Annotated in this window: 21 protein-coding genes; 12 read left to right on the forward strand and 9 right to left on the reverse strand. The window is 66.5% G+C overall.

The genetic code is table 11. From position 1 onward, the window contains the following. Positions 1-184 precede the first annotated feature (184 nt). Complete coding sequence (locus ACIRG5_RS45355; RefSeq protein WP_402917131.1) at positions 185-478, reverse strand: hypothetical protein; 294 nt, start codon at positions 476-478, stop codon at positions 185-187. Positions 479-530: 52 nt separating this feature from the next. Here ACIRG5_RS45355 and ACIRG5_RS45360 point away from each other — a divergent pair, with 52 nt between their 5' ends. After that, positions 531-932: a hypothetical protein gene (locus ACIRG5_RS45360; protein WP_402917133.1), complete on the forward strand. Its 402-nt coding sequence runs from the start codon at positions 531-533 to the stop codon at positions 930-932. A 330-nt stretch (positions 933-1,262) separates the two neighbouring features. On the opposite strand, the gene ACIRG5_RS45365 is transcribed toward ACIRG5_RS45360, so the two are convergent. Beyond that, positions 1,263-1,502, reverse strand: a complete 240-nt coding sequence (locus tag ACIRG5_RS45365) for a DUF397 domain-containing protein (RefSeq protein WP_402917135.1) — start codon at positions 1,500-1,502, stop codon at positions 1,263-1,265. Between the two features lie 17 nt (positions 1,503-1,519). Continuing rightward, positions 1,520-2,374: a helix-turn-helix domain-containing protein gene (locus ACIRG5_RS45370; RefSeq protein WP_402917137.1), complete on the reverse strand. Its 855-nt coding sequence runs from the start codon at positions 2,372-2,374 to the stop codon at positions 1,520-1,522. An 863-nt stretch (positions 2,375-3,237) separates the two neighbouring features. On the opposite strand from ACIRG5_RS45370, the gene fxlM reads away from it, so the two are divergent. From fxlM to ACIRG5_RS45395, 5 genes are all read left to right on the forward strand, one after another. Further along, positions 3,238-4,467 (forward strand): methyltransferase, FxLD system, encoded by a 1,230-nt coding sequence (fxlM, locus tag ACIRG5_RS45375; protein WP_402917139.1) that lies wholly within the window; start codon positions 3,238-3,240, stop codon positions 4,465-4,467. A gap of 72 nt (positions 4,468-4,539) precedes the next feature. Further along, positions 4,540-4,677, forward strand: coding sequence for a hypothetical protein (locus ACIRG5_RS45380; protein WP_402917141.1), 138 nt, complete (start codon positions 4,540-4,542; stop codon positions 4,675-4,677). A gap of 70 nt (positions 4,678-4,747) precedes the next feature. Continuing rightward, positions 4,748-7,552 (forward strand): lantibiotic dehydratase, encoded by a 2,805-nt coding sequence (locus tag ACIRG5_RS45385; RefSeq protein WP_402917143.1) that lies wholly within the window; start codon positions 4,748-4,750, stop codon positions 7,550-7,552. After that, on the forward strand, positions 7,552-8,646 hold the full coding sequence (locus ACIRG5_RS45390) for a lanthionine synthetase C family protein (protein WP_402917145.1): 1,095 nt from the start codon (positions 7,552-7,554) through the stop codon (positions 8,644-8,646). The genes ACIRG5_RS45385 and ACIRG5_RS45390 overlap by 1 nt, the downstream gene beginning before the upstream one ends. Before the next feature lie 16 nt (positions 8,647-8,662). Further along, a complete protein-coding gene (locus ACIRG5_RS45395) occupies positions 8,663-9,460 on the forward strand; it encodes a thiopeptide-type bacteriocin biosynthesis protein (RefSeq protein WP_402917147.1) in 798 nt (265 codons plus the stop codon). 27 nt (positions 9,461-9,487) lie between these two features. On the opposite strand, the gene ACIRG5_RS45400 is transcribed toward ACIRG5_RS45395, so the two are convergent. Continuing rightward, the gene (locus ACIRG5_RS45400) at positions 9,488-10,033 is read right to left on the reverse strand and encodes a hypothetical protein (protein ID WP_402917149.1); all 546 of its coding nucleotides are present in this window, start codon (positions 10,031-10,033) and stop codon (positions 9,488-9,490) included. Between the two features lie 114 nt (positions 10,034-10,147). Between ACIRG5_RS45400 and ACIRG5_RS45405 the strand changes: the two genes are divergently transcribed. Then, on the forward strand, positions 10,148-11,071 hold the full coding sequence (locus ACIRG5_RS45405) for a phosphotransferase (RefSeq protein WP_402917151.1): 924 nt from the start codon (positions 10,148-10,150) through the stop codon (positions 11,069-11,071). A gap of 84 nt (positions 11,072-11,155) precedes the next feature. Here ACIRG5_RS45405 and ACIRG5_RS45410 read toward each other — a convergent pair whose 3' ends face one another. Genes ACIRG5_RS45410 through ACIRG5_RS45425 form a run of 4 tightly spaced genes read right to left on the reverse strand, consistent with a single transcriptional unit; the run spans position 11,156 to position 14,812 of the window. Beyond that, a complete protein-coding gene (locus tag ACIRG5_RS45410; protein ID WP_402917152.1) occupies positions 11,156-12,019 on the reverse strand; it encodes an oxygenase MpaB family protein in 864 nt (287 codons plus the stop codon). 5 nt (positions 12,020-12,024) lie between these two features. Continuing rightward, positions 12,025-13,359, reverse strand: a complete 1,335-nt coding sequence (locus tag ACIRG5_RS45415; protein WP_402917154.1) for an MAB_1171c family putative transporter — start codon at positions 13,357-13,359, stop codon at positions 12,025-12,027. Beyond that, positions 13,356-13,994 carry a hypothetical protein gene (locus ACIRG5_RS45420; RefSeq protein WP_402917156.1) on the reverse strand — a complete coding sequence of 213 codons (639 nt, stop codon included), beginning with the start codon at positions 13,992-13,994 and terminating at the stop codon, positions 13,356-13,358. Before ACIRG5_RS45420 ends, ACIRG5_RS45415 begins: the two co-directional genes overlap by 4 nt. Then, positions 13,991-14,812: a hypothetical protein gene (locus ACIRG5_RS45425; RefSeq protein WP_402917158.1), complete on the reverse strand. Its 822-nt coding sequence runs from the start codon at positions 14,810-14,812 to the stop codon at positions 13,991-13,993. The genes ACIRG5_RS45420 and ACIRG5_RS45425 overlap by 4 nt, the downstream gene beginning before the upstream one ends. A 290-nt stretch (positions 14,813-15,102) precedes the next feature. Between ACIRG5_RS45425 and ACIRG5_RS45430 the strand changes: the two genes are divergently transcribed. The 3 genes from ACIRG5_RS45430 to ACIRG5_RS45440 all read left to right on the forward strand — a co-directional run bounded on the left by ACIRG5_RS45430 (position 15,103) and on the right by ACIRG5_RS45440 (position 19,745). After that, positions 15,103-15,996, forward strand: a complete 894-nt coding sequence (locus ACIRG5_RS45430) for an MFS transporter (RefSeq protein ID WP_402917160.1) — start codon at positions 15,103-15,105, stop codon at positions 15,994-15,996. A gap of 459 nt (positions 15,997-16,455) precedes the next feature. After that, positions 16,456-17,955 carry a diguanylate cyclase gene (locus tag ACIRG5_RS45435; RefSeq protein ID WP_402917162.1) on the forward strand — a complete coding sequence of 500 codons (1,500 nt, stop codon included), beginning with the start codon at positions 16,456-16,458 and terminating at the stop codon, positions 17,953-17,955. Between the two features lie 560 nt (positions 17,956-18,515). Then, the gene (locus ACIRG5_RS45440; RefSeq protein WP_402917164.1) at positions 18,516-19,745 is read left to right on the forward strand and encodes a cytochrome P450; all 1,230 of its coding nucleotides are present in this window, start codon (positions 18,516-18,518) and stop codon (positions 19,743-19,745) included. On the opposite strand, the gene ACIRG5_RS45445 is transcribed toward ACIRG5_RS45440, so the two are convergent. Next, a complete protein-coding gene (locus ACIRG5_RS45445) occupies positions 19,705-22,197 on the reverse strand; it encodes an ATP-binding protein (protein WP_402917166.1) in 2,493 nt (830 codons plus the stop codon). The two genes, ACIRG5_RS45440 and ACIRG5_RS45445, sit on opposite strands and share 41 nt — an antisense overlap. 803 nt (positions 22,198-23,000) lie before the next feature. Between ACIRG5_RS45445 and ACIRG5_RS45450 the strand changes: the two genes are divergently transcribed. Together ACIRG5_RS45450 and ACIRG5_RS45455 are read left to right on the forward strand one after the other, a co-directional pair. Continuing rightward, positions 23,001-23,696: a hypothetical protein gene (locus ACIRG5_RS45450; protein ID WP_402917168.1), complete on the forward strand. Its 696-nt coding sequence runs from the start codon at positions 23,001-23,003 to the stop codon at positions 23,694-23,696. A gap of 38 nt (positions 23,697-23,734) precedes the next feature. Beyond that, the gene (locus tag ACIRG5_RS45455; protein ID WP_402917169.1) at positions 23,735-24,061 is read left to right on the forward strand and encodes a hypothetical protein; all 327 of its coding nucleotides are present in this window, start codon (positions 23,735-23,737) and stop codon (positions 24,059-24,061) included. The last annotated feature ends 6 nt before the right edge of the window (positions 24,062-24,067 follow it).

Genomic DNA, 24,067 nt, shown 5'->3' on the forward strand with positions numbered 1-24,067 from the left:
CGAAGTATCCAGCGCGAGCAGCACCCGCGCCCGCCGGATCGCCGACGCCGAGTGCACGCCCGTGGTGGTCAGCCGGAGCAACGCTTCACGATCCCACGCCGACAACGTGACCGGCCGTTTCAACTGGGAGGCCATCACCACAGCCTCCCAGCCAAAGACTCCATAACTAAGCAGCGACACGCTACTAGGCCGGGCGCTTGCGTTTGTCCTGCTGCTCAGGCTCGTCCTCGACGGCGTTGCGCATCCGGTGCGACCGCAGTCCGGCGGCCTGCGCGCGGAAGTGCTGCCCGGTGTCGTAGGTGATCAGGGTGACAGGCTGGCCGGCGAGGGCCTGAGCCTGGACCAGGCGGTCGACGATCTCATCGTTGGTGATCGGGAGCCGGATGTGGCCGGGCGGGTCGAACAGCACCTCGATGGTGACCGTCGGGTCGTCCTCGTTCAGCAGTCCGGGCCGGTTGCGGGTTCCTGCGCAGTACACGTCCCAGCACCGCGGTGGTGTAGCCCGCACGCCACCGGTGGTGTTGCTTGCTGTGCTGCTTGAGGTTGTCGAGCTCGTCGACGACCGCCATCGGCACGAGCAGTCGGATCCGTGTGCCCGGGACGAGGTCGAGGGTCTTGCCGAGCTCGATCTCGTCGAGCTTCGGCCCGTTGATGTAGGCGCTGCCGTCGAGGGCGACGAACGTGTCGCTCGACCGCCAGGCCATGATCTTGTTGTTGAGCGCGTCGTGCGCTGCGGAGAACGCGTCATGCAGGTCCTGAAGTTCGGCGCTGAGCAGTGCGTTGATGCCGGCGTGCTGCTCGTGGCTCGTGGTGAGGACACCGGTTTTAGTGACGAGGACCTGGAAGCGGTTCGTCCACAGCAGACGGTCGATGTCCGGGGCGTGATCTGGTTGCGCAGTGCGTTCCCGGTGGTGGTGACGAAGGAGACGTAGCGCATGACCCACGCCCCGGTGGACAACTCTCCGGGGCTGGCAAGGGTCTGGGCCGCTGCGGCGGTCTCGCGGAGGATCTGCCGCACGGTGTTGCGGTTGGCCCCAGGAGCCAAGTTCACGATCATCGGCGAATTGTCCACCGGTGCCGTCGCGGGTCGTACGGCTGGATCGCACAGCGGTGCGTTTCAGGTCGTCGAGGTGCCATCGCAGCCAGCTGAACGCGAAGCTGAACTCCACAGGCGAGTAGGTGACGTCCGGGCGCTGGCTTGGGTCAACGCCAGATCCAGCTGGTGTCCTGGGACATCTAGCTGCTTGGATAGATACTCATTCCTAGGTGTGGGAAGTGCCTAGCGTTGTCGAAACCCACTGCCGCCACGCAACATCGCTGAACGTGAGCCATGACCCGACGTTTTTCGAATCTCGCACGCCGACGCGCGCGCCCAGGACCGCGACCTCAACGCAGTTGGTGCCACCGCCGCCGTTGCTGCTGCCGCTCCTGCTGCTCTTGCGCCAGTCGGCCGAGGAGAAGTCCGGGCTGTTCACGCCAGCGCCCGTCCGGTTCTTGATCACGCAAGCTCCAAGGTGGGCTAGTCGATGAGGTCCAGAATCAGCTTGACCGTCTCGTCTTCAGGCAACGCCATTTCGAAGAGCGTGTCGAAGGTCAGGCTACAGCGTTGGACGTCCTCGGCGTCCTCCAGATAAAGGCTCCCGCCTGGGCCATCGGTGTAGCCACGATCCTGGTATTCCGGGTCCGCGAAACTGAGGAGCACAAACCAGCCCGCGTGGCCGGGATGCGGTCCGGCTGATCGGGGAATCACCCGTAGTACGAGCCGTCCGGCCCCCACCATGTCGGTGAGGTGCCGTAGCTGCTCGACCCAGACCTCGATGGGCTCGATCCGCCGCTGCAGGACGTCCTCGTCAAGAATGACGACGAGCTCCTGCTCAACGTTCTGTCGGGCCATTCGAGCTTCGACTCGCGTGGCAACCTCGTCGGATGTGAGGTCCGGCTCCATCGCTGTGATCAAGGCCGCGGCGAACCTCGGCGTCTGACACTGCGCGGGTACCAGGAGCGGCTCCCAGATGCGCTGCTTGGTCGCACGTGTTTCCGCTCTCGCGAACTCGTTCAGGTTGTCAGGCAGTCCGGGCCGGCGTTGCGTCCACACCCCCTTCGCTTTCGCCACGCGAGCCCACCGCTTGAGCTTGTCGAGCTCGACGCGGTCATCGACGTTGTAGACGGCGAAGAGTTCGTCGATCTCGTCGGGCAGAACTCGACCTTCGTTGGTCTCGATCTTGCTGAGGCGGCTCACCGACCAGTTGTTGCCGGTCTGCAGCGCCAGCAGGAGCGCGACCGCTTCTTGCTGCGTCATGCCGGACGGACGCAGCTCCTTCAGTCGTGCGGCCAGCCGTTTGCGGACATCTGGCGGAACGTCGTGCTGAGTCACCGTGGCCTCCCTCCCAACCTCATGAGCGACTCCACCTTACGGCTCGTTGATCTAGGTTTCTGTTACCCCGATCGAGTGGCTAACTAGCGAATCCCTACTTGCGCACTTGCTAGTTCGGTGACTTTCACCCCAGTCTGGCAGAGCCCACAGGGCGACACACACGACCTAGCGAGAGGTGATCTCTGATGAGGAGCAGTGCATCTCGGCGCGCCGCCTCGGCCGACCCAGGACTCAGGTCCTCATCCCGTGCGCCGATGCCGTGGTCTGGCGGCGAGCGCTCATGGTGATCGAACGCGACGGCGGTATCGCCTTGGTCCCGCATCCTGGCGGGGGAAAGTCGCCTACTCAGGCAGCTACGCAGTCCTTGATCGAAGCCTTAAAGCGCACGTTGCAATCCACGGCTGTGGCGTGATGTCCGTCGACTTGCTCGCTGACCTCGCAGAAGACCTCGCTCGCTTCGAGCGGCTGGTGCGGGACGGCGACGACGAGAGTGTGCTGCGGGCGTTACGAACATGTGGTCCACCTCTGCTCGCCGCATACCGAGTCCTGCTGACCACGCACAAGCCTGACGAGAACGGTCGCTGTGCGACCTGTCGCCGACGCTGGTGGAAGCCGGTTGGAGGCCGGTTCCCCTGCCGGGCAGTGCTTTCAGCCCACCAGGCGCATCACGGGCTCGACGGCCGGCGGTCGTGATCGTTTCTTCGCCCCGCAGCGCTGCCTGCTCCGCAAACCGCTAACGCTCAGTATGACTTCGATCCTATTTCTGTAACGTGCGGCTGGGACATCACCGACGCCGGGCCGCGTGCTCGCTGCCGATCGGCGCGTCCAAACGCTCTGCAGAATCAACTAGCCGGAAGGCATCCATGACCGCCGACATGACCACCCGCGCGCAGGAACTGCGCCACACGCTCGTGGACAGCCTCGAGCGAGGCTTGCTGAGGCGTGGCCTCACGCTGTTTCCCGCCGTCAAACAGGCACTGAGCACGGTGCCCCGGGAGGCGTTCATCCCTGAGGTCTCCTTGGAGAAGGCGTACGAGGACACGGCCGTCGTGACCAAACGGCGCCCGGAGGACAACATGGGCATCAGTTCGGTGTCCGCACCCAACCTGATCACGGACATGCTGGTCCAAGCGCACGGCACGCGCGGCCTCGCAGGCGCCCACGTCCTCGAGATCGGCAGCGGCGGGTACAACGCGGCCCTGCTGCGGCATCTCGTAGGCGATTCCGGCAGCGTGACCACAGTCGACATCGACCAGGACGTCACCGACCGGGCGCGACGGTGTCTTGACGGCGCAGGCTATTCGGATGTCAGGGTGATCCGCGCGGACGCCGAGTTCGAAATCGAGGCTGGCCGTCGCTACGACCTGATCATCGTCACCGTCGGTGCCTGGGACATTCCGCCAGCGTGGATCAACCAGCTAACCGACAACGGCGTCCTCGTCGTACCTCTGCGGACCTACGGCACCACCCGCTCATGGGAACTGCTGCGAAGCTCCGATGGCTTGGTCAGCCTCAGCAACATGCTCGCCGGCTTCGTGCCGATGCAGGGCGCAGGGCGCAGCGAAGGCTGGAACGTTCGCCTGCACGAGCAAATCAACCTGTGGCTCAACGAAACCCATCAGCGGGAGTTCGACGACACGGACCTGGACGGCGTGTTCGCCCACGAGCGCCACGAGGTCGCCTCCGGAGTCGTCGTTCCCGGCGGCAGGCGCTCCGCAGACCTCGACCTGTGGCTCGCGACCCACTTGGATCGATTCGCGATGATGATCACGAAGCAGGAGGCGCTCGGGAGCGGCCTGGTCAGCCCGTCATCGTGGTTCGGCACGCCTGCGCTCGCTCACGGCAGCAGTCTCGCGTACCGAGGCGCGCTTCGGCCGTTGAGCGACACCGAGTTCGAGTACGTCGTCTACAGCCACGGCCCCGAGGCCGCCGCGGCTGCAGAGCGGATGACAGACCAGATCCGCGCTTGGGACGCTGCCGGCCGTCCTGCGCCCACGCTCCACGTGACGCCGACAGGATCTCCCGACCATGAACTCCCGCAAGTGCAGGAACTCGCCAAGCGACACAGCCGCCTGCTCTTCGCGTGGAACTGAAAGACCGCTCCATCCTGCACGGCTCCACTCGCAGGAAGTGGAGCCGACAGAACCTTCTGAAAGGGAACAACCATGCAGAACGCTGACTTCAGCCTGACGATCAACCTCGTGGACGCGGGAACTGCATCGACGGCCCCGACCGGGGACTGCACGGACGACAACTGCGGCTCCGGCAACACGGGCAGCGATGCCTGCACGACCAACGGCTGATCCCAGACGTAGTTGCGTGGCCCGGTTCCGCACTGGAGCCGGGCCTTCCACACGAGGGGGAACGGAACCGGTGACGGGCTCGTACAGAGTGCTGGGCGCGGCCCTTATCAGGGCGACAACGATCCCTAGCGACATCGATCTTCCAGCGTGGCCAGACTTCACCGACGACGACATCGCGGGGTGGACAGACTGGCTGCGACAGCTCTGGGAGATCAACGACTTCGTCGCCGCGGTGGAACACGCGTCGCCGGTTCTGTCGAGCGAAGTGCGTAAGTTGATCAGCAGCCCAGTACGAGCCGACGCGTCACCACGAGGCCCGCGCAGGACGGCTGAAGCGGTCGCTCGCTACCTGTTGAGATGGCAAAGTCGAGCCACACCGTACGGCCTGTTCGCGGGGGTCGCCCCCATCAACATCGGTGGGACGGCTGCCACGCGATGGGGATCGGACCATCGAGTGGTGCTGCGGCCGGACGCGACGACGTTGTACGAACAGCTCCACGCCCTCGAAGCGCAGCTCCCACTCTTGCGGACGGCCAACGTCGTCACCAACTCCCTGGGGTTCGCTCGCGGTTCCCGCTGGGTCGTTCCCGGCGCCGGGAGCGACGTGTCCGGCACGACTGACCGCCTCTGTGATGTTGAGGTCGAGCTGAGCGGACCAGTCCGGCTGGCGATAATGGCGGCACGCTCGCCCATACCGTTCACCGACCTCACGGACAGAATCGCCGTCCAGGCGCCCGAGGTCGACACCGTGGTCATTGAAACCATGCTCGCCGAGCTCGTGGCGCACGACGTGTTGATCTCGGCTGTGCGGCCACCGATGACGGCAACGGACCCGGTCGCCCACGTTGCCCGCTTCACCACCTCCACCACTTCGCTGGAGCCGGCAGCCGCTGACCTCAGGCTCGACTGCTCGATCACGTTGCCCGACGCGGTTCTTCGGGAAGCAGAACTCGCTGCATCGACCCTCACGCGCATCGCCCCACACGTGAGCGGATGGCGCAAGTATCACCAGGACTTCCTAGAGCGATACGGAACCGACGCCGCCGTGCCCCTCCGGGAGCTACTCGGCGGGTCGGGCCTCGGCTATCCCGCCGGGTATCGCGGGTCTCAACGGCGCGATGTGCAGAGCATCGACTCCCGCACCACGATCTTGGCTACGCTCGCCCAACGCGCGGCACTGCGCGGTCAACACGAGATAGTCCTAGACGACGATCTGATCGAACGCCTGGCAGGCGAGAGCCGAGAGCCCGTCCCGCACACCGAACTGCGGTTCAGCCTCGCCGCATCGTCACTGCGTGATCTGAACCGCGGCGAGTTCACGCTGTCCGTCCTCAGTGGCGCCCGGCACGCCGGGGTAACCGTCGGTCGCTTCCTGCACCTGCTCAGCCAAGCCGAACGCGAGCGATTCCGGCACGTGTACACATGCCTTCCCACACAGTTCCCTGACGCCGTCCCCGTTCAGATCTCCGTGCCACCACTGGTGCCGAAGATGACAGCCGTAGCGCGCGTTCCTGCGATCTTGCCGATCCTGCCGCTGGGCGAGTACCACGAGGCCGCAGACGTCGACGTCGACGACCTCGCCGTTGCTGCCGACGCGCGGCGAATGTGGCTGACGTCCCTGTCGCGAAATCACCCTGTCGAACCGCTGTTGCTCAACGCGGTCGACCTGCCCACCGGCCAGCAACCGCTGGCCCGGTTCATCACCGAGGTCTGTACCGCGCTGGCAGCTCCATGCCGTCCGTTCAGTTGGGGACCGGTGGGACGCGACTTTCCCTTCTTGCCTCGAATCCGGTACGGACGCTCCATTTTGCACTCGGCGCGCTGGCTGGTGGAGGCCGCCGACCTGCCGCCTGGCAAGGAAAGTCGCGATAGGTGGCGCGAGAGGTGGGAACAGCTTCGCGGCACCTACCGGATTCCCGCGCAAGTGTTCCTCGGCGCCCGTGACACCCGCATCCGACTGAACTTGGACGAGCCGGCGCATCTCTCGCTCCTGCGCACCCACCTCAACCGCAATCCCACCGCAACGCTGACCGAGACGGCTGGGCACGCAGACTGGTTGCAGGGACGCGCACACGAGATCGTTCTGACCTTGGGACGCAGAACAAACAGCCAGCGCCCTCGTGCTCGGTCCCGGCGCGCGAGCACCGCCACACACCGCCCAGGTCTTTCCCCTTGGCTCTACACGAAGTTGTACGGCCTGGTCGGAGACATACTTCGCGAGATCCCGCAGCTCGGCGACGTGTACAACCGCGGCTCGTGGTTCCTCCGCTATAACGCCCCTGTGCCTCACCTGCGTCTCCGGCTCGCGCTCCGTGACGAGGGTGAGTACGCGCGCACCGCGCAACGGCTCAGGGACTGGACGGACCAGCTACGTGGACGTGGTCTGCTCGCCGACTACACAATCGACACCTACCGGCCGGAAACCCGCTTTGGTACCGGCCCTACCTTGGCTGCCGCCGAGGCGGTGTTCGCCGCGGACTCGCGCGCCATCATCTCTCGCTCGCAGAGCGATCCAGTCGTGCAGACCGCCGCTGGAATGATCAATATCGCTCGCGGATTCGCAGACGACGGCTTGAATTGGCTTCTCGATCACGTCGATCATCGTGGCAAGGGATCGACCGACCGACAGGTCCAACACCATCGCGACGCCGTCATCGACACTGCCAGCAGTCACCAGGATCTCACCTTGCAGCTCGCACTCGCTCATTACCGGACGCGCGTCGACGACGATGGGATGAACGCCGACAGCGCGCTCGGCGATCTGCTGCACCTGCACCACGCCAGGACCATCGGTCCCGACCTCGCGTCCGAGTTGTACTGCCTCCGCGTCGCGCGAGCTGCCGCCAAGACGATGCTCATCAGGAGCACCTCGTGATGTCAGGCCAATCCCTCAGCGGCGGAGCGACGGGAATCGCCCTTCTGCACCTCGAGCAGGCACGCATCGGCGCGGCGCCCTGGGACTCCGCATTCGCCACGTTGACCGATGCCGTTGCCGACGGGGTGAGCACTGGAATGAATGCCAGCCTGTATCACGGCGCGCCGGCCTTATCGTTCGTCCTGCACGGTGCCGCAGACCACGCCGGTCTCCTGCACGCGAAGGACACAGTGGACACAGCGACGGTCGCGATCGTTGAGCAACGCCTCAAGGCCGCTCACGAGCGCATCGATCGACGCGAGCGCCCCAAAATCACTGAGTACGATCTCATCAGCGGGCTGACCGGCCTCGGCGTCGTAGTCCGCCGCAGCGGAAACGATGACCTCCTCCGTCAGATCCTCGCCTATGTGGTTCGGCTGACCGAGCCCATCGACGGCCTGCCGGGGTGGTGGACCCCGGACAGCTATCAACGGAGCAAGCCAGCGCCCCCAGGTGGACACTCCAACCATGGATTGGCCCACGGCATCACCGGGCCCCTCACGTTGCTGGCCCTCACGCGCAACGACGGCGTCGAGGTCGACGGCCAAGTACTGGCCATAACGCGAATCTGCGAGTGGCTCGACCAGTGGGAGCAAGACCTCGACGGCCGAGACCTGTGGTGGCCGAAGACCGTCACCCTCACTGAGATCGAATCCGGGCGACCTCTCCAGGCGCAGCCACACCAGCCATCCTGGTGCTACGGCACTCCAGGTATCACGCGCGCACTCCATGCGGCAGCACGAGCCCTGGGCGATGACATCCGCCAGGAGAAGGTCGAATCGGCGTTGTCGGACTGCCTGGCCGACCCCGCTCAGCTCGCCCGACTCACGGAAAGAAACCTCTGCCATGGCACCGGAGGCGTGCTCACGACCGCACGCCGCATCGCGGCCGACGCACGAACGCACGTCGACCTCGCACCGATCCTGACTTGGCATCGACACACCCCAGTGTCCGCAGACGAACCCAGTGGGTTCCTCACCGGCGCGGCGGGGGCCACGCTGGCCGATCTTGCGACAACAGCGACATCGTGGGACGCCTGTCTACTGCTCAGCTGACCCGAAAGGCTATTCAGTGAAAGTCGAACTCTGGAGACAGCGAAACCTCGTTTTCGCCGGCGACACACGTGCAGACCAGGAACACAAAGCGGTCGCGCACCTCACTCAGGCTCTCACGACCGTGGACGAGCGCGAGCTGATCACCAGCGTGTGGTTCATACGCAAAGAAGGCGCGTGGCGGGTCCGCTACCGTCTCGCTGAGCCGTCCACCAACGCCCAGGACGATCCGGTGCACCGGATCGTCACCCGCGGACTCGAGTGGACCCCGGACGTCTACGAGCCAGAGACACACCCTTTCGGCGGACCGGAGAGCATGCGGATCGCTCATGAGCTGTTTCACCGAGACAGCCGCCATCTGCTGCCCTACCTCGTGAACGATCCGGGCGACCGGCGAGAGCACTCGCTCGTCCTGTGCACCGCTCTGATGAGGGCAGCAGGGCTCGACTTTAACGAGCAAGGCGACGTCTGGGGGCAAGTCCTGACCGACTACCGTGCCGCGGTGAAGACCGAGTCGGTATCGCCTGAGACATGGGCCGCCTTCACGAGGCAAGCCGCTCATCTGCTGCGAGGCAACGCTCGCCCTGAACTGATCGACTCAGGCTGGATCGCGGCGTTCACGGATGCGGGGAGTGCGCTCAAAGTGCTGCGAGCGCGGGGGATTCTCACCCGCGGCTTGAGAGCGGTCATCGCGCTGCACATCATCTTTCACTGGAACCGGCTCGGTCTTGATGCGCCTGCCCAGGCTCACCTGGCGAGGGCGGCGAAGGAGGCGATCCTCGGCGGTGCAGAAGACGGCGCGATTGTGCCCGCGTGAGCAGGCACATGGTCCACGACGAGGTACTCAGCCTGAACCCATGTCGTCACTCTCTCCGACCTGGCGAAACTCCAGAGCGACCCGGCCGCCGCCCAGCTCTTCACCGTGCTCGCCGACGAAGGTGACCGGTACCTGCGAGGAAACGACCCGGTCGTGGACACACTGCTCACCGCCGCCATCCGCGCCGACCTCGTCGCCAGCGTCCTGGCCGATGCCCTCGATACCGCCGGGCCCAACGGCATCGTGATCGAGGATTGCGGCGAGAACACCATGGCCTCCTACGCCCCTGGCCGGACTTCTGCGCCGCACCCGCACCACCCCCGAAGCCGCCCTGAGCTGGCTGACCGCGCTCACCGCGCTCACCGAACGCCTGCCCGGCCAGGTGCTGTGGCTTCGTTCCGCGGTCGACGTCGCCGTGCGGCGTACCTCCCAGCGAGACGCGAGCCAGCCGATCACCGCGCGTACCTTAAGCAAGTCGACAACGCCTACGAGATCCTGGCCGCCGACAATCCTGGTGTCGCAGTCCTGTGTATCGACGATCGCGAGCCAGCCGATGTCCACCAGCTCGTTCACCAAGCGTACCCCGTACCCCGTGCCCCCGACCCGCGCTCAAGGTGCACCACGCACCCGGCACAGCCTCATAAACTAAGCCCGCCGACCGCATCCTCCCAGGAGAGTCCCCGCGCCATGATGAACGCCGTCGCCGTCAGCACTCACTGGACCGTTCCCGGTGACCTCCTGGCCGACCTGCGCACGGCACAGCACGGCGATCCCGACAATCTCAACGACGTCCTCGAGGCCTGGTCCCTGCGTCCTCTAACCGGTGGCCGGAACAACGACGTGTATGCCTGGAACGACACCTGCATCAAGCTCTACCGCAAGACAGACGGCAACCGCGTTGAACGCGAGTGGCACGGCCTGATCCACGTCTCTGCCCTGGGAGTCGCACCCCTGCCACTCTGGCTCGACGAGCACGACGAGCGGCCCGCCCTCGGCATGAGCCTGGTCCCGGGAAGCCCAGCTGACGAAGACGCCTTTCCGTCCGCCGTACTCGCCGATCTTGCTTGCGCAACCCGAGCGATTCAGGAGATTCCGCTCACCGAACCTCTCGCATCGCTGCCGCGTGTCGACTCCATCGCGCATTACATCGCGCGCCTCACCGAGATCTGGCCCGAGCAGCTTGCCGAAGAACCTGGCGACGAGCACACCCCGGAGATGCTGGCGCTGCTACAGCGCTGGCACGACGGTAACGACACTGATCTCCTTGCACGACCTGTGCCCACGGTATTCAGCCGCGGTGACGCCAATTTGCTCAACTGGCTGCACAGTGACGACGGCCTGCGCGTGGTGGACTTCGAGTTCGCTGGCTACAGCGATCCCGCGGTCGACGCCGCTGATCACATCGAGCACATCAGCGCTCACCACATCCCAGACTCCGCCTGGCTCGCGCTCACCGATGAACTCGGTGTTGATCAGAGCAACCGGGCCCGTTTCGACGCGGCCCGCCGCACGATTGTATTGCGCTGGCTCGCGGTGCTGTGGACGCAACGAACCCGCCGCTCCGACGAGTTCATCCGGCAGCTCGATCGGGCTCGCGGCCTCTTCGCCTAAGAGGCGCAAGCTGCCCTGCACAACCAAAACCGCGTGCTCACCGAGTGCCCGCCACGCCACCCCCCGATCTGGAAGGCAACCAGGCTAGTCCGAGGTGTTGCGCTGCAAGTGTTCGCGAACCCCGAGTTCTTCGAGCTGATAGCCGTGGGGGCGGGAGAGTGTGACGCCGCCTGGGGTGAAGATGCTGTCGCGGCGTTCGGGCAACCAGCGCACGACCGTGGCACGGCTCCGCAATGCCAGGTGGACGGCGGTTCGCAGGAGCCACGGCGGTTGCGGTACGCCCAGGGCGGCTCGCAGTGGCGCGTCGAGCAGGGTGTCACCCGCGCGGCGCACGAGCGGTGTCATCCAGGCAGGGAAGCGGTCGGCGAGTAGCTGCCGGGAGGCCGCGTACAGCTCGGCGTTCGCAGCGGTGAATCTGAAGTGCGTGCGCTCGTAGGCGTCGAACCAGCGCTCGTAGTCGGCGTAGCTGTAGGGAATGCCGGTGATGTTCATGCGGCGGCCGACTTCGCGCCAGAAGTGATGTGCGGCGTCGAGTTCCTGCGGACTGGGTTTGCGCCAGCCGTAGCGCTGCAGCCAACGCATGGGCACGAGGATGAAAGTGCCGAGCACGTAGAGGTAGTCGTCGTTGGCGATGTCCCAGCGGCGGTGCATGCGGTTCATCATGCTCAGCACGGTGCGGGCCCGAGGATGGTCGAGTCCGTGTTCGACCATCTCGTAGATCATCAGGCCGGTGTCTTCGGCTCGGGAGAGGGCGTGCCCCGTGATGTGGCCGGTGTGGTGGAGCAACTCTGCGATGCGCGGGATGCCGTAGACGCGGTAGAACGCGAGTTGCCACGTCAGCGTCACGTCGAACGGGAACTCGCGGGTGACGGTGAGCCGGTGGATTGCCTCGTAGTCCTCGCTCACGTTGAGGCTGCGTATCTGGGTGAGGTGGGTGCGACGCGCCATCGAACTCAGGTCTCGCTTCGGTTGTTCGGGCTGGATGCTGCCTGTTCAGCGTGTTCCGCGCCTGCGGTACGCAGGTGGTCGGTGTGGACCTGCACGACGATCGGGCTGTCGTAGGCGTGTGCGACCCGACGCCACCAGGCGACCTCGTTGGCCAGCTCGTTCGGTCCGAAGGAGCGCGTCGCTCCTGTGGCGACGGGGGAGTCGCCGGCCAGCCGGGCGTCTAGCCCTACTCTGATCACCGAGGCTTGGACGACGGCGTCGCTCTGTTCGGCGTCCAGGTCGGCTTGACGAGCGAGCTGTTCGGCCTGGTCGTAGACGGAGGTCGGAACATGCGGCCTGATCTGCCGGACGCCGTCGCTGATCTCGATCAGCAGCCGGGTCAGGTGGTAGCGGGCGTCGTCGGGTGCGTTGCCGGCGTCGTCGATGGTTCGGGGGTCCATCGCGATGCCGGGTAGCTGCTCGACGAATCGGTTCCACAGCGGGAAGAGGTCCCGGTAGGCCTGCACCCGACGCCGGGCGATCCGCGTTTCTCTGGCGCGGTTGGTGAGGGGTCGTGCTCGGAGCGCGACGCGGTCACCGAACTTCCCGATGAGCACGCCCAGCGTCGCCAGGGTCACGGCGATGGGCATCAACCGCAGACCGACGCTGCTTTCGGTCCAGGGCAGTGTGTGCCCGGCGAACAGAACGACCTCGTGAACGAGCTTGTGTCCGTAGTAGACGGTGCTCAAGCCGCATCCCAGTGCGGACAGGAACAAGCCGGTACGCAGGAACGGCAGTGAGCGCGCCTTGCTCATCCACCGCCACGACAGGACGGTAAGGATCGCGACGGTGACGCCGAGATAGGCGCTGTAGAGGGTGAACGCGGACTGGGCGATCGGATTGCCTGGTCCGCCGGACTCGTTGCGGCCTGCAGGTCCGTAGACGAAGTCGCGAGCGTCAGGTGCGAGAAGGAACAGCGTGATCACCACGACGAGCGTGACGACGAACGGGATCGCGAGTCGTCGCCCGCGCCGACGAGCGAGCTGGTCCTCAGGCTCGATGGAGAACAAGAAGAACAGCTGGGTCATGTAGCCCGAGAGCAGGACCAGGGCGTGCTGGAGCGGCCAGACGAGGTTGAACCCGGCGATCCGGTTCACGGCCGAGTTGATCGGGGTCAGCTGAAGCACGACGGCGAAGCCGAGGGCCAGACACGACATGGCGATGGCGCGCGCCGCCGGGGCGACCCGCACCGCGGAACCGGGGCCGTTGACCAGCCTCGTGCGGACACGCTGCACGAGCATCTCCAAAAGCACGAGCGCGCCGACGACAAGCGGCACGACAAGGAGCCCGACGAAGATCATGGACGCTCCTGCCTGCGTGCGGTCAACCCTCCGGCCATGCGGGACAGCACGTCGGCGTCGCCGCCGCTGATCGCGGTGGGCGATTCCCGTCGTAGATCGGCGTCCACAGGGAACTGCAGCCTGTCGATCAGAACCGTGGCAAGTGTCTCCGCTTCACGTTCCTGAACATCGGAGTAGCCGTCGATGGTCTGCACGTCGCGGGCCCGGCACAGCCCAGGGGCCATCGTTCGGCGCACGACGACGGGATCGAGGTCGGGCAGGAGAATCCGCATCAACGTCAGGTGCACGTCCTGAGGCCGTTCGGATGATCGGTGACCAAGCACCATGTGCGCGATCTCGTGCAACACGCTGGTCCGCTGGTGCAGCGGCGTGGTCGTGTCGTCGTAGAACAGGTAGTCGACGTCGGGGCCGGCGAGCCACAGCCCGGAGAACTGCGCTGGAACGGGCTTGTCGCCCAGCAGCGTGCGCAGCCCGACCAGGGTCAGTGGTCGGCCGCGGTGCTCGGCGAGCGCGGCACAGAATCCGCCGAGGTCGAACGGGTTGGGCACTGCTACCGCGTGCAGCAGGTCGTCGGCGATACGCCCGACACGTCGGCGCACCGCACGGTCGGGCGCGCCGGACGTGTTGCGTGTCATCGCTGGTCAAGCCCCCCAGAGCCGCTACTGCCGCCGCGCTCTCCCGCGGCAATGGTCTCGACAATACGCAGAAGTGCCTGTTGGGTCTCGGGTTCTTTGACACTCGAGAAGGCGCGGAGCGCGACGTCGAACGCTCCGAGGTTGAATGCGCCGTCGGCCTGCAACCGCAGCATCGCCTGGAAGCGGCCTAGTTGCTCCTCGATCCTGGCCACGAGCTCCGGATCCGCGTCGTCGTCCAGGTACTCGACCGGTACGCCGAAGTAACGCGCGAGCCTGAGTATGAGTTCGGCCCGGTCGTGGATCGGCTCCCCGCGGCGCGCCGCACGTAAGATGTCCGCGTTCTCGCCGATGGCGCCGGCTACCTCCTGGTCGGTGAGCGGCTCCGTGCGCCCTGCGGGACGCATCGTCTGGTACAGCCGGTCGAGGCGGTCTACCAGGACCGTGTTCTCGCTGGGCTCCTGGTCGTTCGGCAAGCTGTTGCCGATGTCCCGGCTGTTTCGGCCGAGCAGCTCGTCGGCGTCCACGTCGAAGTAGGCGGCGAGCCCATCCACGATCTCCAGGCTCGGATTGCCGGTTTTGGGTCGCTCGCCACGGCGGAGCAGGCCGAGGTAGGGGGCGCTGACGCTGACGTGTGTGCGGGTGATGAAGTCGGCGACCTCTTCGTAGGTGGGCTCGCCCATCGGAACGTCGGCGGCGGGATCGGCGCGGAGTGCGTCGACGGCGGCCTTGTTCTTCGGGACGCGATGTTCCGACCACACTCGGTGGAGTCGTTCACCGAACGTGTCTGCGGGCGGGCGGGGTGGCTTCTTGGCGGGCATGGCGGTCCCCCAGACCTTCGCGATGCCGCGCGTCTAACTGGCCTCTGAGAGCACGGCGAAAGCGAATAACTACGGTGCGTTAGCGTTTACTTGCGTGGCATCAACCAGTTTCACACACAGTCACTCGATTAGTCCATTGGTGTTTGACAGTGTTTACGCTTGACCGAGAAACGTCTAACTGCTCTAGCCTCTCGGGTGGAATGTCGGGGGCTGCCAGTTAGACGTTACGGGGGGCGGGGGTGGAGCAGGATAGGTCCGCGCGCCCGAATCTGGGGCCGGAGTTCAGGGCTTTGTGGCGTGCCGAGGCCACCTCGGTCATCGGGAACCAGCTGGCCAAAGTGGCGATAGCGCTTCTGGTGCTGGACCGCACGGGCTCGGCGGCCTGGAGCGGCGCGACGTACGGGTTGATGCTGCTGGCGCCGCTGCTCGCGGGAGTGGTGCTGACACCGCTCGCGGATCGTCTCCCTCGGCGGGAGGTGCTGGTCGCCAGCTGCGTGGTGCAGGCAGGCCTGGTAGGTGTGATGACGCTGCCTGGTGTGTCGGTGATTGTGCTTGCCGGCGCGGCCGTGTCGGTCGCGGGTGTGCAGGCGCTCTATGCAGCCGCGCGAGCCGCCGTTGCGCTCGATGTGCTCGGCGCCGAGCACCACAAGTCCGGGCGCACCCGGTTGATGGTGGTGCGGGAGTGGGGACAACTTCTCGGCCTCGCCACGGCCGCGGCCGTGATCGGCACGATCGGCCCCATCGCAGCGCTGCTGCTGGACATCGCGAGTTTCCTCATCGCCGCCGCGCTGCTGTGGTGGGGGCTGCGCCCTCGTCCGTCCGCCCGCACGATCTCCGCGGGAGCGGCGGCGCGTCCCAAGACATCGTCGGTGCGGATGTTCGCGCGCGTGTTGCGCCAGGATCGCCAGGCACGTCTCATGGCGATCCTCATCGTCCTGATCGGCTTCGCGGCGGTACCCGACGGGCTGGCGGCGCCGCTGGTCGAGCAGACGCACGGCCCTGACGGCATGGTCGCCGTGCTCCTAGCGGCCGACTGCGTGGGCGTGATCATCATGGGGCACTGGCTGGAGCGACAGTCCTCGGATCGCCAGCGCCGCCTCGTCGTGCCGCTGGCGCTGCTGTGCCAGGCACCGCTGGTCGCGTTCTTCTTCCAGCCGCCACTGCTCGTCGCGGGGGGCTGTTGATCGTCTCCGGCCTCGGCGCCGCCTACTTGGCGGGGGCGGGCGCAGAGATCACCGAGCGTGTTCCACCTGGGTTCACGGCGGGCGCCAACGGCCTGCTCAACGCAGGTTTGTCCGCAGGACAAGGTCTCGCGGTGCTCGCGGGCGCCGCCGCGGCCCTGTGGTTGGGGTCCGCCTCGGCGGCGGTGGCTCTGGCCGGAGCAGCAGGGCTGGGAATCGCGGGGCTCAGTGCCCTGCTTCTGCACCGGGGGGTGCGGTCTGGCCAGGTGAAATGAGAAGAGCGCGCAGCTCAGAATTCGCGGTCGCCGAACTCGGGCACGGTCGTCACCTCCTGCTGGGGGGCTGGAAATGGGGGGCAAACAGGAGATGGTCAGAACTCGCGGTCACCAGGCTCGAACTCGGGCACGGTCGTCACCTCCACCGGGTGGGCGTCCCAGGGCGTGCGACAGCGCCGACAAACCGGTGGGCAACCAGTCGCCGCTCGCACGAGGGATCACATCGTCTTCAGGCGCGCTCAGTCTCTCGTGGACGCGCCTGAAGCGGTATATCCGAGGGGCTATAGATCTGCGACCGACGCAGTGGGCGCTGTGGAAGAACCCGTCCACGCTGATCGTGTGGCTGCTCAGCGTCGACGTTATGATCGGCGCGTGCGCAGCGGTGACCAGCGCCTTTGCCGTAGTCCGGATCGACGACCTGCTGCGGTTCGGCCCGCTTGCGGCATTCGCGCTCGCCCACGTCATCGCGACGCGGGAACCAGAAGAACGGCGTCGTGGCGCCGCCCGTGGCGGTGAACACGTCGATCAGACGAGCATCTGGCTGTTCACCGCGGCGATCGTGTCGCCGGCGCCGCTGGTGCTGGCGCTGCTGGTCGCGCTGCGGCTGGACCGCTACCGGTACGCGCGCAAAAGCCCGCACAGGTTCGTGTTCACGACCGCGGCCATCGCGGCCAGCGTGCTCGGCGTCTACTGGATCGCGCGCTGGACCCCGCTGCACGCGTGGATCACCGGCCACCAACGGCTGCCGGTGACCGCCGCCGAGCAGCTCACCGCCGCTGCGGCGATCGTGGCCGCGGTCGCGGCGTACTTTCTGGCTCAGGCGGTGATCGTGGGCATGGCCCGCGCCCTGGTGACCACCGGGCGCACGAGCGTCGCCGATCTCGTTGGCGACGCACGGACGAACTCGTTCATCCTGGTCACACTGTTCATGGCGGTGATGGCGAGCACCTTGATCACCGTCAGCGTGATACTGCCGGTGATCATGGTGGTGGTCGCGGTGCACTCCACCAGGGCGCAGCAGAGCATTCAGCAGCTCAGCATTGACCTTGACCAGCGCACCACCGACGCGTGGACCGACAAGCTGACCGGGGTCAGCAACCGACACGGATTCGAGCCGCAGGTGGCCCTGGCTCTCGCGACTGACCAAGCGCTGGACAAAGACACCGCGTTGCTGTTCATCGACCTCGACTGGTTTAAGCGTGTGAACGAGGAGTTCGGTCACCTCGGCGGGGACGAGGTTCTCAAGGCGGTGGCGCGCAGAATCCGTGCCAGCATCCGCAGTGGTGACGTGGTGGGCCGTTTCGGCGGCGAGGAGTTCATCGTCGCCCTTCCCGGCACCGGCACAGACGAAGCCGTCGCGCTGGCCGAGCGCATCCGCCAGGACGTCGCCTGCCTGACGATCGAGGTCCGCTTGCCGGCGGGGGACAAGACGCACCTGATCAACCCGCACGGCGAGCCGGGGCAGGGGCGCACCGTGTCCATCGGTGTCGCGATGTCACCCACACACGGGACGACCCTCGACGTCCTGGCGCACTACGGCAGCCAGGCAGTGCTGCGGGCCAAGACCCTCGGCCGCAATCGCGTCGTCGTTGCGGAAGGTTCGGACAACCCTGCGGACTCTGCGTGCTGGAAGGTCCCCCCGGTGGCGATCGCATCTGCCTCGCTGGTGGAGGCCGCGGAGAGCTGAGCCGCAGAACGGATCGGGGCCCCGGCAGCAATGCTGCCGGGGCCCCGATCCGTTCTGCGGCCTGCTATCACCGGCCTGAGCGGGATGACTGGCATCGCGTCCTGATCCGCGGGCAGCCGAGATCTACGGGTGAGCGGTACGTAGGTCGGCGCGTGTTCGGCCAGCGAAATCAGTAGGCGAGAGGGCCCGGCTCCGGCAGATGACGGATGTGCGCAACCCGGTGTCCCCGGCAGGCTGTGCTCGTCCTCAGGGGCGGATCACGATGAGCGTTAGCGGGCGTGGCAAGCATCGCGGCCAGCGTGATCCACATGGGGGGACACCGGAGATGGGCCAGGTGCCGCGATCGGGCAATCGCGGAGCCACCAGGCCAATCGGGGGAGGTGCGGGCCTGTGCAGGCTCCGAGGGATCACTCACCTGCACAGGCCTCCTCGTGGCGAGGCGCGAGCCTTCGCGACAGAACCTCCTGATCGATCACAACTGCTCGTGCGCCGATGGGCAACGGCCACGGCAGAGCGTGACCCGGCCGGCACTGGGGGCCGGCCGGTTCCAAGGGGGATAGATGGCGGAGGTCAGGAACGTCGCCGCGAGCATGTTCGCGGACGACGTGTGGAGCCGGTCCGAGGAGATCTTCGCGGATCTGCGTGAGGTGGGTGCGGTGCACCGGACGCGTCTGGCGAACGGGATGCCGGTGACACTCATCGTGCGGCACCGCGAGGCGCAAGCGGCGTTGCTGAATCCCGCGCTCGGCAAGGACGCCGACGAGTTGCGCGCGGCGATCAGCACGCTCATGGCCGGCGAGCACCGGCATGTCTCGTTCAGCGGCATGTACAAGCGCAACATGCTCAACTCCGACGCGCCCGAGCACCGGCGCCTACGCAAGCTGGTGTCCTCGGCGTTCACGCCGAAACGGGTGGAAGCGTTGCGGCCCAGCGTGACCGCGACGGCACAGTCTCTTCTGGACGCCGCACAGACACGTTCTCGGGACACCGGACGACCGACGGAGCTCATGGAGGAGTTCGCGATCGCCTTGCCGGTGATGGTGATGTGCGAGCTGCTGGGGGTGCCGCACAGCGACCGGGTGCAGTTCAGGACGTGGACCGAGCACCTGATGCGAGATGAGCCGGAGTACACCGAGCCCGCCTCGGTGGCGATGGAGGCCTACTTCACCGAACTGATCCCGTCCAAACGAGACAAGCCGGGCGAGGACTTGTTGTCGGCGCTGGTATCGGCGTCGGTCGATTCCGACCAGCTCAGCACTGAGGAGCTGCTCGGTACCTGCTTCCTGCTGATCGTGGCGGGGCACGACACCACGGTGAACCTGATCGGCAACGGCGCTTTCTGGTTGCTGCGGCATCCTCACCGGTGGCAGCAGCTGGCACGGACGCCCGCGCTGGTGCCGCGTGCGGTGGAGGAGTTGTTGCGACTGGACAGTCCTGTGCGTGCAGCCTCACCCCGATTCGCGCGCGAGGACATCGACGTCGATGGCACGATCGTCCCTGCCGGCGACATCGTGCTGATCTGCCTCGGCTCGGCCAACCGTGACGGCGAGCAGTTCGCTGCCGCTGACGACATGCGGCTCTCCCGTGAGGTGAGCGCTCATCTGGCGTTCGGCCACGGCATGCACTACTGCCTGGGTGCCGCGCAGGCGCGCATGGTCGGCGACGTCGCGTTCACCGAACTGGTGGCCCGGTTTCCCAGCGCGCGGCTGGCGATGGGGCTCGAGGACGTGCGCAGGCGGGCCAGTTCCATCATGAACGGTCTTCATCGGCTCCCGGTGTGGTTGCAGTGACCACTGCGGGCACTCGACTGGCCGCCATGCACGCCGCGACCTGCGTCCGGCTGGTCAAGCCCAACTTCCTGAGCAGGCTGCGCACGTGCGTCTCCACGGTCCGGGAGCCCACGTGCAGTCGTGCGCCGATCTGAGGGTTGGTCAGGCCCTGCTCGACCAGCAACGCCACCTCACGCTCTCGTTCTGTGACGCCCTTGCGCGCAAGTTCGACCATCGCCTGATCCACAGGCCGGAAATCCCGCTCCTCCGCGGTGAACACGGAGATTCCGAACTCGATGGCCTGGTCCGGAGGTAGCGCGGCACCTCGTGCGTAGGCGGTGGCGCAGGCGGGCGCGCTGAGCGTGACACGGATCGTCGCCATCGCCCGCGTTCGTTGGGCTGCGAGTGCCGGCAACCGTTCGATCTGCGCGCCGGTGTCCCTGCGGACGCTGTCGGCGGCACCGGCGAGCTCGGCGGCGAGCTCAGGTCGGTCGTCCGCGGTGGTCCAGCTCAGGGCGTCCAGCGACCACGATGGTCCCCAAAGGTCACCGATGTCGCGCTGGATGCGCAAGCCTTCCTGCGCGAGTATCCGGGCTCGTGCGTGTTCGCCGCGCTGCAGGAAGGCCATCGCGAGGCTGAAGCGTGCCCATCCCACGGACTGCGCCGACTGGGATTCTTCGGCGAGTTTCGTCACCTCGGTCGCCAGCCGCAGTGACAGGTCGGGATCGTCGTGCATCAGCGAGGCCGCGACAGCGGCGAACATCCTCGGCATGAAGGCCTTGGTCGGATCGCCCGCCGCGTCGAACTCGGCGGTCGCTCGTTCAAGCCACTGCAGCGCCTCTGGTTCCCCGGTGCCCAGCAGCAGGTGTGTTCCGCGCAGGAAGCTGTAGCTGGCCAGAGCGAACGGATCGCGAGTGGCCTCGGCGAGGGCGAGAACCTCCTTGAAGCGCTCGTCGGTGAGCTCCACGCGGCCTTGGCAGATACCGATCCAGTAGAGCTGTGTCAGAGCGATCGCGTGCAAGGCCGACGGCACGTCGGTCAGCGCGCCCAGGAAACGCAGCTGCCAGTCTCGGCCTTCGGAGAGGGAGCCGAAGAAGAACCAGGCGCGCCCGACGGTGAGCATGGTCGAGACTTCCAGACCGCAGAGCATGGCCGCGCGTGGTGCGGACAGGGCGAAACTCATCGCCGCGCGCACATCAGGCATGTCCAGCCTGAGCTGGTCGAGCAGGACCGTCTCCTTGGGGGACAACCAGTTCTGCGCGACCTCGACGACTCGGTCACGGCAGTGCAACAGGTGCCGCAGGCGCACCGTCGTGTCCTCACCGGACTCGGCCAGGCGGCGGGCCCCGAAGGCCTGCAGTGTTTCGAGGAGCCGGTAGCGCACCTTTCCGGTGCTGCGGTCGATCGACAGTACGGAGTGGTGCACGAGGTTCTCGATGAGGTCGAACACCTGACCACTGGCTAAAGGCTCGCACGAGGTGACAGCGCTGGCGCCGGGAGCCTCTTCGCCGCCGATCAGGCTGAGGACCCGCTCGTCGGCGATGACGTCCGTGCACGCGACGGCCTCGGCTGCATCCAGGTCGAACGCGCCCGAGAAGACCGACAGTCGCCGCCATAGCAGGCGCTCGGCATCAGAATCGCAGTTCTCGTAGCTCCATTCGACCGGCTGCAGGAAGCGTCCTTGCCGGATCAACTCCTCTCGCCGCGCGAGCAACGTGGCGGGGGAGTAGGTGCTCATGGTCCCGGCGATGAGTTCGATGTTGAGCGGCAAACTGCCGAACGCCATGCACAGCCGGGCGACATCCTTGAGCTCGTCTTCGGCGATCCGGTGCCCGGCGGCGGCGGACCGTTCGCGGAACAGGCTTATGGCCTCACTGCGGTGCGCTGCTTCCGACGTCCACGCCCGCGAGCCCGGATCGGGACAGGCCAGTGGCTCCACCGGCACGTGGTGTTCATCAGGTCCTCCAAGCCGGTGCTGGCTGGTGGTGAGAATCTTCAACTCGGGGGCCTCGCGGAGAAGCACCGCGACCAGGCGGCGCACGAGGTGCACGACGTGCTCGCAGTTGTCGAGCACCAACAGCAGTTGCCGGTCGCGAACGTGTTCAAGCAGTCTCGCGATGACCGGCTTGTCCGAGTGGTCTCGCAAGTTCAGGGCGTCCGCGACAACCCGGGACAGTGCGCCGAGCGGGGCGACGACCGCGCGCTCACCTGCCGAGGCGTCCACGCCCGCCAGGTCCGTGCCGGGGTCGCCAGCCAGCACCCGTAGATCGGCGAGGTACACGCCGTGGGTGAACGCACGCGTCATGGTCGACGCGACCCGGACGGCCAGCCGCGTCTTGCCGACACCTCCTGGTCCGGTGAGGCTGACCAATCGTTCGCGAGCCACCAGCTCACGCGTGTGTTCCACCAGGTCGGCGCGGCCCACGAACGACGTGGTGTCGGCAGGCAGTCCGCGGGTGGGCGCGGTGGTCACGGGTCCTCGTGTCGGCGACGCCATGACGTGTCAGTCCGCTCGGTTGCCGACATTCGGCGCTATGCGCCGTGATCCATCTAGGCCGCTGGCCTCGCGATCGTGATCACGTCTCGTGGTGGACATGTCCAGCCGCCCCCTCGTTTGGACCAAGACGTCGGACCCCCACGTTCCACGCCACGACGACTTTTGTACTTCGTACACGGTCCGTGAACAAATTGCACTGTCTAACTGACTGATTACTCCATTCGAGTGGTAATCTAACTGGAGTCGGCATCGAGACTGGCGCTCACTGAGCGCAACGATGTAGACATCGAAGGGCCTCCATTCAGGGGGGATTGCGGTAACGCGGTGTAGTTGACTCGCAATCGGTCGTAGGCAGTGCGGCCGAACGGGTCACTTCGGCGGAGAGGGCCACCGGCGCGGTCGAACTGAGTTCGGCAACGGTGAGTGACCAAACGAACTGCGCGTGAACTGGCCTGGGCGGGGGGCTGAGGCGGTTCACGAGTAGTTGAAGACTCCTTCGAACGCGGCGTTCCCGTGATCGGGAGGCGACGCCCTGGGCGGGACTGGGTTGGGTTCGCGGTTGCGCACCTAGTCCGGTTCCGCCCAGGGTCCGCGAGCTCGCGCGACAACGCAGCCGCGCGGCCATAGAACAGGGCCGCCGCCGCAGACGCGGCAGCACAACACGAAGTCCGTCGTATCTGGCCCATCCGGGCGGCGGTGACCTCGACGCCGATGACGGCGTCGGGCAACCGGTGTCGGGGGGCACGGTGACGGATGGGCAGTCAGTTTTCGATCCGCTGGTGGTCGCCGGCGTGGCCGGTGGCGTAGGCACCTCGACCTGGGTACGGCTCTGGCTCGCCGCGCACGGTGGCGCCTTCGGCATCGACATCAAAGACCACGGCCACTACACCAACGGGCGCGTCCCGATCTACGTCAACGGGCGCGTCGCCGCCTACACCAACGGCCGCGTCGACGTCTTGGTCAGTTCCAACACCGCAGCTTCGACCAGCCGGATCGGCTCGACGCTCAGAACAATGCAGCAGCTCGCCGACCGCAACGGCTACCACCAGCCACCACCGGTGCTGGTCGTCATGCACACGGTCGCGGGTGCTGTGCGCACGCTGAAAGCCGACTTGATCACCGTCCAGCCTCATCTCACGACGACGTTGCATATCCGGCACAAGCCGGAGTGGCTCCTCATGCAGCAGCCACCTGGCGATGCCGCTTTGTCGCACAAGGACATCGTGGACGCGCTCGTCGCGATTCCTCAGGCGATCAAAGAGATGTATCTCGGCGGTCCCGCCACTTCCACGCCGCCACCGACACCAGCGGTGCCCCAGTCGGCACAGATGTCGCCTGGGATGCGGCACCAGTTCCCCGCGCACCAACTCGGCCTGGCTGGTGGGCATCCGGCGATTCGGGCCGGTCCGCCGCCCCCGCACGCGTCGGCCAACGGCGCTCACCACGACGCAATGCCCCTTGGCCGATTTGGCTGATCGTGGGGCCCGCAGCGAGGTTCCGGGGGGAACGTCACATGTCGACCTTGCATTTGTTCGCACAGACACTCGATCTTCTGGCCCAGCAGCCCGCCGATGTGCTCGACGGCCTCGATCCAGCGCCGTCAGCACCACCGGGACCGCTGAAGCGCGGTGCGGAGACGCTGTTGTCCTGGATCAAGTGGGGTGGCCTGTTCGGCGCGGTCCTCGCGGGCGTCGCTGCCGGGATCATGATGGCGATCGGCCGTCGCAACAGGAACAACATGGCCATCGAAGGCGCCATCAGCATCCCGTGGATCATCGGCGGCATCGCGTTGATCCTCGGTTCGGCGTCCCTGGTCTCGTTCTTCGTTTCATCGCAATGATCACCG

The organism is Lentzea sp. NPDC102401 (assembly GCF_044765805.1).
GTDB lineage: Bacteria > Actinomycetota > Actinomycetes > Mycobacteriales > Pseudonocardiaceae > Lentzea > Lentzea sokolovensis.

Bases quoted from the DNA above. Each gene is read 5' to 3' on its own strand.
- ACIRG5_RS45440 (WP_402917164.1), top strand. From the start codon at position 18,516: ATGGCGGAGGTCAGGAACGTCGCCGCGAGCATGTTCGCGGACGACGTG.
- ACIRG5_RS45405 (WP_402917151.1), top strand. From the start codon at position 10,148: ATGATGAACGCCGTCGCCGTCAGCACTCACTGGACCGTTCCCGGTGAC.
- ACIRG5_RS45390 (WP_402917145.1), top strand. From the start codon at position 7,552: ATGTCAGGCCAATCCCTCAGCGGCGGAGCGACGGGAATCGCCCTTCTG.
- ACIRG5_RS45380 (WP_402917141.1), top strand. From the start codon at position 4,540: ATGCAGAACGCTGACTTCAGCCTGACGATCAACCTCGTGGACGCGGGA.
- ACIRG5_RS45420 (WP_402917156.1), bottom strand. From the start codon at position 13,994: ATGACACGCAACACGTCCGGCGCGCCCGACCGTGCGGTGCGCCGACGT.
- fxlM (WP_402917139.1), top strand. From the start codon at position 3,238: ATGACCGCCGACATGACCACCCGCGCGCAGGAACTGCGCCACACGCTC.
- ACIRG5_RS45415 (WP_402917154.1), bottom strand. From the start codon at position 13,359: ATGATCTTCGTCGGGCTCCTTGTCGTGCCGCTTGTCGTCGGCGCGCTC.
- ACIRG5_RS45410 (WP_402917152.1), bottom strand. From the start codon at position 12,019: ATGGCGCGTCGCACCCACCTCACCCAGATACGCAGCCTCAACGTGAGC.
- ACIRG5_RS45455 (WP_402917169.1), top strand. From the start codon at position 23,735: ATGTCGACCTTGCATTTGTTCGCACAGACACTCGATCTTCTGGCCCAG.
- ACIRG5_RS45425 (WP_402917158.1), bottom strand. From the start codon at position 14,812: ATGCCCGCCAAGAAGCCACCCCGCCCGCCCGCAGACACGTTCGGTGAA.